The organism is Methylocystis sp. IM3 (genome assembly GCF_038070105.1).
Taxonomy (GTDB): domain Bacteria; phylum Pseudomonadota; class Alphaproteobacteria; order Rhizobiales; family Beijerinckiaceae; genus Methylocystis.
Map to the genome: position 1 here is coordinate 36741 of NZ_JBBPBZ010000004.1, position 12457 is coordinate 49197.

Here is a 12457-nt window from a genome sequence, read left to right on the forward strand (position 1 = left end):
AATTTCTTGCATTGACCAATGGATCAGTGAATCTTCGAGGAGGAACGACGCGCCAGGATCTTTGTGCTGCGAATTGTTTTTGGGGGCGACGTAACGGCGTTGGCGTGAGCCCGGATCGCGGCCTTCATGGCGAAGGCCAGCATGACGCGCGAAGCATGACGACACCATCCGTGCCAGGAACGCGTCTCGTTGTTATCGAGGCCGAGTTCGTTCTTCGCGGTTTCGAAGCTATCTTCGATAGCCCAACGACGCCCTTCGATTTTCACCAATCTTTCGATTGAGTGCGTATTGAACGAACGTAAGCGGTGCGACTGGGACACGTCGATCGGTTGTGGATGGCGTCACCTGTACAGTTGACCAGCGATGAGAGGAGTGGCGTTGTGGCTCATGAGGAGCGACGCCGATGATGATCGAGGACCAGCTTCGCGAGCGGCTAAAGAAGGTCGAGGCGCTGTATTTCGGCTCGACGAGCGCGGGCGAGCGCGAGGCGGCCGGCGCAGCGGCCGATCGGTTGAGAGCAAAGCTCGATGAGGCGGCGCGCAGCGATCCTCCCGTCGAGATGAAGTTCACCCTGCCGGACGAATGGTCGGTGCGTTTGTTCGTCGCTCTGTGCCGACGCTACGGCGTGCGTCCCTTTCGCTATCCGCGGCAACGCCGCACGACGATCATGGTGAGAGCGCCGCGGCGCTTTTTCGACACCGTCGTATGGCGGCAATTTTCCGACCTGCACACGGACCTTTGGATCTATTTCGAGCAGACGACGGAGCGGCTGATCAAAGAGTCGATCTGTTCGGACACGAGGGACGCGGAAACGGCCAGCGAGCCGAACCTGTTGCGTTGACGGCGGATCAAGCCGATTTGCCTTGTTCACGCGCAGCTTTCCAGTTCCACGCCAGAAGCTCGGCGAGCTGGTTGTTGGTCGTCGCGCCGGAGACCATGCGCTCCAGCACATCTGCGAGCCACGTCTCCGGATCGACGCCATTGAGCTTCGCCGTCTGAATCAGCGAAGAGAGGATCGCCCATGTTTCTGCGCCGCCATTGTCGCCGGCGAAAAGTGAGTTGCGTTTGCCGATAGCGATCGAGCGAATAGGGCGCTCAACGATGTTGGTGTCCGGCTCGATGCGGCCGTCACCGAGAAAGCGCGTCAGTCCGCTCCAATGAGCGAGCGTATAGTTGATCGCCTTGGTCAGCGGCGAGATTTGCGACAGTCCATCGCGCACGGCGACCAAGCGGGCGTGTAGCGCCTCCATGATTGGCTTTGTCTCCACCTGCCGGATAGCGCGCCGCTCGTCGGCGCTTTTGCCGCGAATGCGCTTCTCGATCGCATAGACCATTGCGATCGTCTCGATGACCTCTTTGGCGAATGGCGAGTTCGTCGTCTTGAACACCGCGACGAACTTGCGACGTGCGTGAGTGAGGCAGAAGGCGAGCGTGATGCAGCTCTCGGCGCGCTGGTCTTTAACCAGAGCCTTGTAGGCGGCGTAGCCGTCAACCTGCAAGATCCCTGTAAAGCTGGAAAGCTGCGATGCGATCTCCTTCTTGCTGCGGCCTCCAGCGAACACATAGGCGACGGCAGGCGGAGCAGGTCCCGCCCACGGGCGGTCGTCGGTCGCATGCGCCCAGAACTGTCGGAGCTTCACATGCCCGGGCGCCAGCACAGGCATCGGCGTCTCGTCGCAGAAGAGCCGCGGACAGCGATGCATCACCGCCAATGGCAGATCATAGAGCCCTTCAGCATCCAGGCCGTCCCCTTCATCCAGCGCGCCAGCGTCTGCCGATCGACAACGACGCCCTGGCCGGCAAGGATGGCGGTCTGACGGTAGAGGGTCGACAACCAGCCGTATTTGGCGACGGCAATATGGGCGACGAGCGCCGTCGAGACCATGCCGCCTTCGATCAATTGCGCCGGCGCTGGCGCCTGCACGACTGCGCTTTCACAAGCTCGGCAAGCATATTTGGGCCGGATCGTGCGCAAGACACGCAGCACGGCCGGAACGCGGTCGAGCGCCTCGCTCACATCCTCTCCGATGCGATGCATTTTTCCTTTGCAGCAGGGACACAGCGTCGTCGCCGGCTCGATCACGCGCTCGCAGCGGGGGAGATGCTCGGGCAGCTTCCCGATATTGCGTTCGGCCTTTTTGCGCGGTGTTTTGCTGGCTGGCTCGCCTGGCGGAACGTCGTCGTTCCCCGCCGCCGTCTTCCGCGTCTCCTCGGCGCGACCCTCCAAAAGGTCGAGCGCGAGTTGCTCTGAGCCCAGCCCGGCAAAGCGCTCGGAGCGCGCGCCAAAAATCAGCGCTTTCAGCGTCACGATCGTTGTCCGCAGCGTCTCGTTTTCCGCTTCGAGCGCGAGCGCCAACTCCGTCAGCAGAGCCGGATCCGATGGAAGGAGCGTGGAGCGAAGCGCCATGATATGAATGTACCATCGCGCCCGCGGAAGCTCCAGCTAATGCAGCTATGTCACGCCGTTTTATTCGGCTTCGTCACCGCCTTCGGCACGATGCGCGCCCATTCCGACAAGCCGTCGAACAACATCGCGAACTGCGTCGGCGTCAGAGCGATTACGCCGTCCTGTACCGGCGGCCAAGCGAAGTCGCTGTTCTCCAGCCACTTGGTCGCCAGCACTGTTCCCGAGCCGTCGAAGAGGAGGAGCTTCAAACGATCCTTGCGCTTGGCGCGGAAGACATAGACATCGCCGCAGTAAGGATTGCACTTCAAATCTTCCGCCACGAGCGCGACGAGACCGTGCACACCCTTACGGAAATCGACTGGCCGCGTCGATACAAACACGCGTCGCTGCGCGCCGATGGAGATCATCGCGAGCGACGCAGCGCCGAAATCACTGCATCGACCGTCGCGCCGTCCGCGCCCTTCGGGACACGGATCGTCGCATCCCCCATTGAAATCTCGATCGCGCAGGACGCGACTGAGGCCGCCTCGGTCTCCTCGTCAATCGCGGTGGCGCTGCCCCGTTGTCCCTCGTTAGCTCTCAAGCGCACCGCCGCGAACAGCGATACATGGTCCGGCGTCTTTAGCGCCTCCCGGGTCTGTCGGCGCCAGACCGTCAATAGTCCACGGCTCACGCCGTTGCGTCGAGCGACATCCGATATATTCGCGGTCGGCGCCAGGCTCTCGGCGACGATCCGGGCCTTCTCTGCCGACGTCCAACTGCGCCGACGCCGGCTCCCGGTGATCACCTCCACCCGCTGATAAGTTCTGCCTTCATACATGGCTTCAAGCATGGAATGATCCATCCGATCCTCCTCCGCTCCAAATCACACGAAGAGGATCGCTCGCCAATTAGAATTTTACGAGGTGTGCCGCTCGCACCGCTTACGAACGAACCCGCTACGCGGGAGCGGCGGCGAGACCGCTGAAGTGAAGCCTCCTGTCTGAGAGGATGTGATCGTCACATCGACCCCTCTCAGCACAGGAGCCCCGATGGCTACGACGAGCCCTCTTCGCCAACGCATGATCGAAGACATGACGATCCGCAACCTGTCGCAGGCGACGCAGCAATATACATCTACGCGGTGGCGAGATTCAGCCGCCATTTTAATTCATCCGCAGACCGACTCGGCACGGAGGAGGTCCGCGCCTACCAGCTGCATCTCGTCGCGCAGAAGCATTCTTGGGGGCACATAAACCAGGTCACCTGCGCCTTGCGGTTCTTCTATGGCGTGACCTTGGGGCAAAAGGACGCGATCGAGCGGATCGTCTTCGGCCGCGAGCCCGAGAAGCTCCCAGCGGTTCTGAACGCCGATGAAGTCGTGCGCTTCCTGGAAGCGGTCGAAGGATTTCGCAACCGGGTGGCGCTCGCGACTGCTTATGCGGCGGGATTGCGGGTCCGGGAAGTCACCCGTCTAAAGGTCGCCTCGATCGACAGCGCACGAATGCTGATCCACGTCGAAGTGGGCAAAGGCGGCAAGGAGTGATACGCGATGTTGTCGCCGCGCCTCCTTGACCAGCGTCGCACGATGGCCGCCATCGAGGCGTGCCGGACCGCGACGCTCGGTGGGCATGTCGAGCAGTGCGAGGACTGCGGCCAGCTCCGTGTCGCCTATAATAGCTGTCGCAACCGGCACTGCCCCAAGTGCCAGGGGCTCGCACGCGCGCAATGGCTTGCCGATCGTCGCGCCGAACTCCTGCCGGTTCCCCGAAAAGGCGATGATCCGCTGCATCATGGTCTTTGGCCGTCACTCCTCGGGGATTTCGCTCTTGCCCGCTTCGGCCTTGAGCACGAAGCTGTTGGCGACCGCGATCCTCTCGCCCGCTTTGAGACCCTTGGCGATTTCCACGGAATTCTCGTCGCCGTCGCCCAGTTCCACGACGCGCTTCTCGAAACCGTTTTTCACGCGCACGAAAACGGTCGGCTCGTTGTGGACGAGCTGAACGGCCGCGCGCGGAGCCAGGATTTTGACCGGGCTCTGCTCGAGGGTAATCTCGGCATTAAGCAGGACGCCAGGACGAAGCGCGAAATCTGGATTTTTGAAAGTCGCTAGAACATCGCCCGTGCGCGTCTCGGGCGTGATCATCGCATTGACGACCCGCACCCTCCCTTGAAAGCTGCGGCCGTCCGGCGCCTTCAAGACGACCGGCTGGCCCTCCCGCACGCTGGCGAGGTTCGCCACTGGCACGGCGAGATCGGCCTCAACCTCGGAGAGGTCAGCAAGAACATATAGCTGGCTTTCGCCCGTCACGGGCTGACCCAAACTCGCAAGACGTTCGATGACCCGCCCCTTGATGGGGGCGCGAATCTCCTTCTCACGCAGCCGCGCAATGGGCTGTGAGCCAAGAGCGGCGATCTCGCTTTCTGAGAGGTCCAGCGCCGCAAGCTTGCCACGGGCGAGATCGAGCCGCAGCCTCGCCTCGGTGAAGGTCGTCTTTGCCTTCAGGAAGAGTTGCTCGGCCGTAATCTTCTTCTCGAACAGGCCCTTCTCCCGCTGGAACAGCTGCGACTGCAAGTCAAAATTGGCCAGCGCCGCGAGATACTCGCTCTTGGCGTCGGCGACCTCGCGAGAGTCAATGACGGCGATGGTTTCGTTCTTCGCAACCTCCCCGCCGAGTTTCTTACGCATTTCGGCGATGACGCCCGAAACCTTGGCGGCGACGCGGGCGAGATGGTCTGGCTCTGGGTTGAGGGCCGCCGGCACGGTGAGGCGGCGCTTTATGAGGCCAGGGCCGACGGCAGCGATCCTGATCTTGGCGGCTGAAATTTGATCATCCGTCAGCTGAATGAGGCTTTCGGGCGTCTTTTGCTCGACAGGCTCGCTGACTTGCGTCTTCGTCGGAAAGATTGATCGCAGTGGCGCCCAAAGCTGCGGAAACCACGAAACCAGAAAGGCGGCTGCGAGGATCGCTGCAGCGAATAGAAGCCAGCGGGAGCGCAATTTAGCGCTGCTTCGCCGCGCCCGCTCGACAAGCGCGCCCCGGAGAGGCCCAAGCCCACGTTCGTTGCTATCCACCTCGGCAGCTCCCAACTGCGCTTAAATCCGAACCGAAGACCACCCCGGCCGGCGCCTGGAGAGTCTTGTGTCTGGCGAACACGCTCAGCGCTGCCCCTCATATCAGCCCGAAGCTGTAGGCTGGCTATCTCCGACTGTTATCGATTTGACAGGCGCAGTACGGCATACTGAATTCATGGTCAGAATTGGGCGAAAAACCTGCAGCCGGGCGCTCTTCGCGCTTTCCATAGCCGTAACCAGCGGTGCCGCAATAGGCGGCGAATCAGGCAAGAAAGCTGACGATCATGACATTGCCCTTGGAGCTCTTGCTCGCCAGGAGATCCTGCCTTTGGAGACGGTTCTGTCTCGAGTCCGCAAGACTATCTCTGGCGATGTCGTCGGCATTGAGCTCGCGCAAAACGACGGCGTCTGGGTGTATGAACTCAAGGTAATCGGGCCCGGGAATAACATGGTCGAAGCGTTCATCGATGCGCGAACAGCCGAAGTCATCGAGACCAGAGGCAAATAATGCGCGTTTTACTCATAGAAGACGACGAGCGCATCGCTCGCAACGTCCAGGAGGCGCTCACTGAAGCAGGTTATCTGGTGGACTGGGAAGGCGACGGTGAACAAGCTTGGTTCAAGGGCGACACCGAAGATTACTCTGCCGTCATTCTCGACCTCGGCTTACCCCGTCTCGACGGCCTCACCATCTTGAAAAGATGGCGCGCGAATGGCCGAGGGATGCCTATTCTGATCCTGACTTCGCGCGACACCTGGGCGGAACGGGTTGAGGGCATCAATTCTGGGGCCGATGACTATCTGCCAAAACCCTTCAAGATGGAAGAATTGCTGGCGCGGCTTCGCGCCATCGTGCGTCGGTCGGCCGGCCTGTCCACGTCGGTCATTACCGTCGGTCCGTTGAGCCTCGATACGCGCCAGATGCGGCTGACCCGCGATGGCGCCCCAGTCAACCTCACGCCACAGGAGTATCGACTGCTGAGCTATTTGATGCACCACTCCGGTCGCGTGGTTCCACATTCAGAATTGATGGAGCAACTGTTTCCTCACGATTACGATAAGAATAGCAACGCTATTGAAGTTTTGATCGGACGCGTCCGCAAAAAAATCGGGCTTAACTGCATCGAGACGCGCCGCGGCTTCGGTTACACGATTGGCGTGGACGGATGAGCGGCAAGTCTTTGCGTCTGCGCCTCTTGGTCGCGGCCGCGATATCCTTGATTATCGCCCTGCTTCTTGCTGGCGTTGGGCTTGTTGACGTGTTTGAACGTTATGTCGTTCGCCGCATCGGAGCAGAACTCGACACCTACGTTCGCCAACTCGCCGCGAATGTTTCTTTATCTTCGGATGGCGCGCTTAAGATTAATGGGAGGTTGGCGGATCCCCGCTTCGAGGCGCCATTAAGCGGTCTTTACTGGCAAGTGAGCGACGACGCCACGGGCGCTAAATCGCGGTCGCGCTCATTGTGGGACCACGCCATCGAACTCCCCGATGATCCGCTGAAGCCGGGCGCGGTTCACCGGCATGATTTGCCCGGGCCGAATGGCGAAACTCTTTTCGTCAGCGAGCGCGGCGTTATCTTTACCGTTGGCGAGGAGAAGCATCTTTTAAGGATCATCGCCGGCATAGATCGCAAGGAGATTATCGAGGCGCGACGCGAATTTGCCGGCGACGTCGCCCAGTCTCTGGCAATTCTGGCCGCGGTTCTCCTGGCGGCTGCATGGGGACAGATTGCGGTCGGCCTGAGACCTCTCGAAGCCGTCCGCCGTAGCGTCAACGCCGTTCGCTCCGGGGAACAAAAGTCGATTCGAGTCGATGGCCCAGAGGAGATCATGCCCCTCGTCGGCGAGGTCAATTCGCTGCTTGAAGCAAAGGCGAAGACCATCGAAGCCGCCAAGGCGCGCGCGGCCAACTTGGCGCATGCGCTCAAAACGCCGCTAACGGTGCTGGCGACGGATGCGGAACGTCTGGCCCGAAAGGGCGAGACAGAAATCGCAAGCGAACTTCATGATCTTGCCTTTGGCATGCGTCGCCAGATTGACCGTGAGCTTTCCAGGGCGCGTTTGCAATCGGCCGCGGCGACGGCCAGACAGTCGACCGGGGTGCGCGAGGTAATTGAGGGCGTCATCAGGACGCTGTCCCGCAGCCCCAAAGGGGCGACGGTATCTTGGAGAATCGAGCTCCCGAGCACTGCAAGAACCAGCGTCTCGGAGGAAGACGGGACCGAATTATTCGGCGCGCTCTTGGACAACGCCCTCAAATGGTCACGGTCCGAAATCCGCGTCGCCGAACTGGATGGAGACAGCCTCTGCATCCTTATCGAAGACGACGGCCCAGGCGTTTCAGCAGACCAACTGGCCAGACTTGGCCGGAGAGGCGTAAGGCTGGACGAAACCATCGAAGGTTCGGGACTCGGTCTCGCGATCGCTGCCGACATTCTCGAGGCCTACGGTGGCGAGATAAGGTTTGGAATGCGCGAGCCGCACGGGCTGCAAGTGGTTGTCGCCTTGCCAGCTGCCCGTCGCCGAGATTTGCATGCGCCCAAATGACGACAATTGGACGCAGCGGCTTGCGATTGCCCAGCGACCCGGCTGAGGGCAGAGAGAAGACAGGGATATTCCAATGGGATATCCCTCGATTTGAGGGCGCCAGCACCGATGGACAGGATCGTTGCGGGGGGAAGCGGCGCTCGAGGCGGCGACGGAACGCTTCCGTCCCATTGTGATGACGACCCTGTCGGCGATCTTTGGAGCTTTGCCGTTGGCGCTGGCGACGGGAATAGGCGCCGAGATGCGCCGACCTCTCGGCATTGCAATCGTTGGCGGCTTAGTGCCGCGTTTCATTGGCGCATCGCGGCTCCTCTCGTCACTCCTCCCAATCCGTCTCAGTGAGTGCGTCATCGTCCCAAGCGCTGGGCGTCTCGAACAGCCCGAGGGCATCGTCGAGGACGCCCTCGATCTCGTCATCGCTTTCGCTCCCGACGGCGCGAGCGGCGCCCAGCGCGTCGAGATCGGGCAGATCGCGCAGGCTGCCGAGCGCGAAGACTTCGAGGAAACGGGCGGTCGTCACCCAGGCGATCGGCGCCCCGGGCTGAGGAGCGCGCGGGCCGGGCGCGATGACGCCGAGGCTCTTCAACCGGCCGAGAATGTCGCGGCTGATGTCGTGGCCAGCGAGACGCGAGAGTTCGGCGCGGGTGACCGGCTGCTGATAAGCGATGGCCGAGAGCGCCAGCATTTCCAGTTTGGTGAAAGACGGCGGCCCCGCATCCTTGGTCCCGGCCAGGGCCCGCAAGGTTTCGGCGTGGCGGGGTCGCGTTCGAAATTGCCAGCCGCCCGCGACGAAGATGATCTCGTAAGGCCGTGCTTTCAGCTCTTCATTGATATCGCCGATGAGCGCGTCGAGCCGGCACGCGTCGCCGATAAGTCCAGCGAGCGTCTCGCGGGAAACCGGCTTCGCCGACGCGAAGATCGCCGCCTCGGCGCGCAGCATCCACTCGCGCCAGCGCATCCCCTCCGGCAGGTCGGAGAGATCGCGATCAAGACGGGCGGCGTTGGCGCGGCTCATAGACCATAGATCCTGAAGGTGTCGCGCCCGCTGAGCTCGCGCGCGGCACCGAGCGCGACGAGGCGGTCGAACAGCCGCCGCGCGGCGCGATCCGACATTCTTACGCGGGCCACTGCGGCGGAAGGGGTGACGCCGTCATCCGCGAGGAGGAGATCGACGACGCGACGCGCGCCCTTCGCGCGCAAGACCGGCGCTACGGAAAGAAGCCTTTGCGCTCGCCGGGACAGGTCGACGGCGAGCGCATGCGCCTCGACGACCGCGAGGCCGTAAGCGCGCGCGACGGAGGCGGGCCAGTCGTCGTCCGTCGGTCGCGGACGGTGACCCCTCTCCCCTGCCCCACGCCGAAGCGACGGCTGCAGGATCGCAACGGCGAAGAGCGGAACTGGCCGCGTCCAGTCGAGACGGCGCGCTAACGCAAAATCGGCGACGACGAAGGCGAAAACTTCCGCGTCTATGGAGGGCGGACAGAGTTTCATCGCCGCGGCGCTAGCCCGTGCCGCCGCAGTGAGCGGATCGGGCGCCGAGGTCGCCACTTCCGCGAGCGCGCCGGCGTCGATCGCCTCATTTAGTCCAAGAAGCCCCGCCGTGCGCGAGGTCGCCGCATCGAGTCGCGCCGGCAGCGATGCATAGAGTCGAAACAGCCGGTGCAGTCGCCCAACAGGGCTGGTCTCGCCGCCGCCGGCAAGATGTTCGGCGTCGCGCAAGGCGGCCGCGTCCTCGCGCAGCCCGCAAAGCGCCGCGCAGGAATCGGCGGCGCGCAGCGCAAGGCGCTGGCGCAGGCAACCGGCATAGACCGGCTCGCCCCCGTCGGCGCCGCGCAGAATCTGGTCGAACAGCGCCAGGCCGGCGGCGGCGGAAAAGGCCGCGCCCGGATCGGGACCCTGGGTTCGTGCCCAGCGCGGAAGGGGTCGAATGTCAAAGGCTTGCGTTGCTTGCTCCGCCCCGGTGCGGCGCGCGCGCGGCGGCCGCTTTGCGGCGGGAACGGGCGTGGACGCGGAGGTCGAATCAAGTGCGTGCATGCAAAGAATCCTACCGGACAGCGGCGCTTTGTCACGCAATTTCCGGCCCAATCCGCCGGGCTTGTCTTGTGGTTTCTATGTCCGATAATCTGCGCTTATCGGACATAGCGGCAAACCCCTGCTCTACGGGGCCGGACAGCGGCTTTTGGGCCGCCCGCAGCGCGCCCAGGCGTCGGATTTTTGGCGCCTGAGAGCGCGCCAGGCCGCCAAACACGATCTCTTGGGCGGCGACAACGAGGACGACATCGCCAAAGGCGACGAGGAGGACCGAAAGGCGCGCGGTGCGTCGAGCGGATGGGCGTCGGAGTTTGGCGCGAAAAAATTCGGAACCGCGTCGCGCTGTGGAGGCGACCACGACGGGCTGTGGCGATGAATGAAGGGGGCGCCGAGCGAAAGCCGGGCGCCCGGCGCGCCCAGGCGGCATGAAAAAACCCGCCGGAGACGGGCCTTGTCGGTCGGGGAGCGCGGCGTTGTCGGTGAGACGTGATGCCGGCCCGCCCGGATTGGGGCGGCTGGCGACGCGCCCCCTGGCGTGCTATGCTAGTATAGAACGATGCCCGTCAATCTCTCCATCAAGAACGCGCCGGACGACGTCGTCGAGCGGCTCCGCCGGCGCGCCGAGCGGCATCACCGCTCGCTCCAGGGCGAGCTGCTCGCCATCAGTGAGGACGCCGCGCGTCCGGAAACTGAGGCCCCGGGGGCGCCAACGGCCGCCGACCAGCAGGCCCCCTGCCCCGGCCGACCAAGCCTCGTCGACGACTTGCTCGCGGGTCCGGCCTGGGATGACGAATTGGCGGAGGCGGTCATGGCGCGCGCGCGAGCCGAGCCGCGGCGCGATTTTCTGATGTACCTCGTCGACACCAATGTCGTCTCCGAAGCCCGGCGCGGGTCGGCGCAGGCGCTTGCATGGCTACGAGCAGTCGAGCCGGGCGGCATTTATCTCAGCGCCCTCACCCTCGGCGAGGTCATGCGCGGCATTGCGCTCAAGCAGAAATTTGATCCCGTCGCCGACGTCTCACCGAGTGGCTGCGAAAGTTGCGCCACGACCATGGCGACCGCATTCTGCCAGTCACCGACCAGATCGCCGTTGAATGGGGGCGCGTCGCCGCCATTCGTCCCCGCGGAGACATTGACGGCCTGATCGCCGCGACCGCGATCGTTCACGACCTCATTCTTGTCACCCGCAACGTCAGAGATTTCGACGACACCGGGGTTTGGCGGCCAATCCCCGGGGAGACGCAGCCGTAAGGCCGATCCGGATCGGAGAGAGATTTATCGATGACCTAGCCGGAAAGGTGGTGCGGGGCGCCGTCCGGTTTCGGCTGATTCTCGCGCTGCTCCTATTTCTGCCCGGGCGCCTCGACTGGCCGCGAGGCTGGGCCTTCTGCGCGGCTGTTCTTTGCCGAGCGACTCGGCCCTCCCCTCTCTTTGCTGAAGAGCGATCGCGCTTTGCCCGCCCGGCGACTGGAGGCCGGTCCAAGCTCCGAAACGAAGCCCGCTCAAAAGCGGATCGCCTGGGGTTCGCGCCGCCGCCCTGGCGACTGCGATCGTATTCGGCCTGATCTTCTCCCGTGGCGGTCGCCGCGGGCTTCGCCTTGGGGATGAACGCGGCTCGGCCGGATTTGGTCATAGCCCCTTCCCCTGAATCGCCGCAAAAATGGGCGGTGCCAGGTCCGAACGGCTCAAGGACAAGGACGTCGAGCCGCTCGTTGGGCGGACAGCGCTCGCCGCAGGTGGGCGCGGGGGCCTGTCGGAGGAAGTGTGTCAGCGGACTTTTTTTGGGGGGCGCAGCCTGCGCGCGGGCTGGCAAGCTCCGCCCAGATCGACACGGGTTTTGCAGAGAAGCACCTCGGCCACGCCAGGGCCCAGATCCCCCCAGATATCAGAGGATGCGCGATAGGTTCCGGGTCAATATGACCAAAGCGACTCAGCTTTAGCCCCTCTGCGCGATGCGGTAGTGTCCGTTGTAATGAAATGCGAGAGGGGGACCTAATTGCGGACGCGAGTTGAGGCGCAGCTGGATCTCTTTAGCGGCGGAGGAATTGCCTCGGTGCAGGCGTCGAAGACAGGCACGGCTCCGACCGTCGTTAATCCCGCCGCGCTGAGCGACAATGAAATCCTGACGGGGATTCCGGACGCGGGCATCCCACTTGTGTTTGCGTTGATCGACGAGGCCGGGCGCCGAAAATTGCAGGATGCGGTCCCCGTCCTCGACAGGGTTTGCCGTCTTTTCACGGGGTTCGGGATCGAACGTGAGGTCCCGGAGCAGGCGGCATCGCTTCGCGCGCTCGCCTCCGTCGGCGGGCGTGAAGCTCAATTAGTCATGTCTCGATTGCTGGCCGACGGCGTCATTCAGGGGCCAACGCTGAGAATCGGGGCCCGCGCCTCGGCGGCCCTCAAATGCCGGCTGCC

At 63.3% G+C, this 12457-nt stretch carries 10 protein-coding genes and 7 pseudogenes; 9 read left to right on the forward strand and 8 right to left on the reverse strand.

From position 1 onward, the window contains the following. Positions 1 to 23: 23 nt before the first annotated feature. A pseudogene (locus tag WOC76_RS20340) lies at positions 24 to 278 on the reverse strand (IS701 family transposase); the annotation flags it as partial. Positions 279 to 403: 125 nt separating this feature from the next. Between WOC76_RS20340 and WOC76_RS20345 the strand changes: the two are divergent. Then, positions 404 to 841, forward strand: a complete 438-nt coding sequence (locus tag WOC76_RS20345; RefSeq protein WP_341101747.1) for a hypothetical protein — start codon at positions 404 to 406, stop codon at positions 839 to 841. A 7-nt stretch (positions 842 to 848) separates the two neighbouring features. On the opposite strand, the pseudogene tnpC reads toward WOC76_RS20345, so the two are convergent. The 3 genes and pseudogenes from tnpC to tnpA all read right to left on the reverse strand — a co-directional run bounded on the left by tnpC (position 849) and on the right by tnpA (position 3239). Next, positions 849 to 2407: pseudogene (gene tnpC / locus WOC76_RS20350) on the reverse strand (IS66 family transposase). 50 nt (positions 2408 to 2457) lie between these two features. After that, on the reverse strand, positions 2458 to 2814 hold the full coding sequence (gene tnpB / locus WOC76_RS20355) for an IS66 family insertion sequence element accessory protein TnpB (RefSeq protein ID WP_281804396.1): 357 nt from the start codon (positions 2812 to 2814) through the stop codon (positions 2458 to 2460). Next, the gene (gene tnpA, locus WOC76_RS20360) at positions 2811 to 3239 is read right to left on the reverse strand and encodes an IS66-like element accessory protein TnpA (protein WP_445928480.1); all 429 of its coding nucleotides are present in this window, start codon (positions 3237 to 3239) and stop codon (positions 2811 to 2813) included. Before tnpA ends, tnpB begins: the two co-directional genes overlap by 4 nt. Positions 3240 to 3438: 199 nt before the next feature. On the opposite strand from tnpA, the pseudogene WOC76_RS20365 reads away from it, so the two are divergent. Both WOC76_RS20365 and WOC76_RS20370 read left to right on the forward strand, forming a co-directional pair. Continuing rightward, positions 3439 to 3929: pseudogene (locus WOC76_RS20365) on the forward strand (tyrosine-type recombinase/integrase); the annotation flags it as partial. A 9-nt stretch (positions 3930 to 3938) separates the two neighbouring features. Then, a pseudogene (locus WOC76_RS20370) lies at positions 3939 to 4151 on the forward strand (transposase zinc-binding domain-containing protein); the annotation flags it as partial. A 42-nt stretch (positions 4152 to 4193) separates the two neighbouring features. On the opposite strand, the gene WOC76_RS20375 reads toward WOC76_RS20370, so the two are convergent. Continuing rightward, positions 4194 to 5387 (reverse strand): efflux RND transporter periplasmic adaptor subunit, encoded by a 1194-nt coding sequence (locus tag WOC76_RS20375; protein WP_341387498.1) that lies wholly within the window; start codon positions 5385 to 5387, stop codon positions 4194 to 4196. A 142-nt stretch (positions 5388 to 5529) separates the two neighbouring features. Here WOC76_RS20375 and WOC76_RS20380 point away from each other — a divergent pair, with 142 nt between their 5' ends. From WOC76_RS20380 to WOC76_RS20395, 4 genes and pseudogenes are all read left to right on the forward strand, one after another. Then, positions 5530 to 5970, forward strand: coding sequence for a PepSY domain-containing protein (locus WOC76_RS20380; protein WP_341102335.1), 441 nt, complete (start codon positions 5530 to 5532; stop codon positions 5968 to 5970). Beyond that, complete coding sequence (locus WOC76_RS20385) at positions 5970 to 6632, forward strand: response regulator transcription factor (RefSeq protein ID WP_341102332.1); 663 nt, start codon at positions 5970 to 5972, stop codon at positions 6630 to 6632. The genes WOC76_RS20380 and WOC76_RS20385 overlap by 1 nt, the downstream gene beginning before the upstream one ends. Continuing rightward, positions 6629 to 8011 (forward strand): HAMP domain-containing sensor histidine kinase, encoded by a 1383-nt coding sequence (locus WOC76_RS20390; RefSeq protein ID WP_341102328.1) that lies wholly within the window; start codon positions 6629 to 6631, stop codon positions 8009 to 8011. The genes WOC76_RS20385 and WOC76_RS20390 overlap by 4 nt, the downstream gene beginning before the upstream one ends. A 130-nt stretch (positions 8012 to 8141) precedes the next feature. Beyond that, positions 8142 to 8294: pseudogene (locus tag WOC76_RS20395) on the forward strand (efflux RND transporter permease subunit); the annotation flags it as partial. A 33-nt stretch (positions 8295 to 8327) separates the two neighbouring features. Here WOC76_RS20395 and scpB read toward each other — a convergent pair. Next, entirely contained in the window at positions 8328 to 9026 is a 699-nt protein-coding gene (scpB, locus tag WOC76_RS20400; RefSeq protein ID WP_341102326.1) for an SMC-Scp complex subunit ScpB, read from the reverse strand. Continuing rightward, the gene (locus WOC76_RS20405; RefSeq protein ID WP_341102324.1) at positions 9023 to 10045 is read right to left on the reverse strand and encodes a DUF1403 family protein; all 1023 of its coding nucleotides are present in this window, start codon (positions 10043 to 10045) and stop codon (positions 9023 to 9025) included. The genes scpB and WOC76_RS20405 overlap by 4 nt, the downstream gene beginning before the upstream one ends. 553 nt (positions 10046 to 10598) lie before the next feature. Here WOC76_RS20405 and WOC76_RS20410 point away from each other — a divergent pair. Next, positions 10599 to 10706, forward strand: a pseudogene (locus tag WOC76_RS20410) (FitA-like ribbon-helix-helix domain-containing protein); the annotation flags it as partial. Between the two features lie 183 nt (positions 10707 to 10889). Further along, positions 10890 to 11293 (forward strand): annotated as a pseudogene (locus WOC76_RS20420) (type II toxin-antitoxin system VapC family toxin). Positions 11294 to 11978: 685 nt separating this feature from the next. Here WOC76_RS20420 and WOC76_RS20425 read toward each other — a convergent pair. Continuing rightward, a complete protein-coding gene (locus WOC76_RS20425) occupies positions 11979 to 12362 on the reverse strand; it encodes a hypothetical protein (protein ID WP_341102323.1) in 384 nt (127 codons plus the stop codon). Positions 12363 to 12457: the final 95 nt, after the last annotated feature.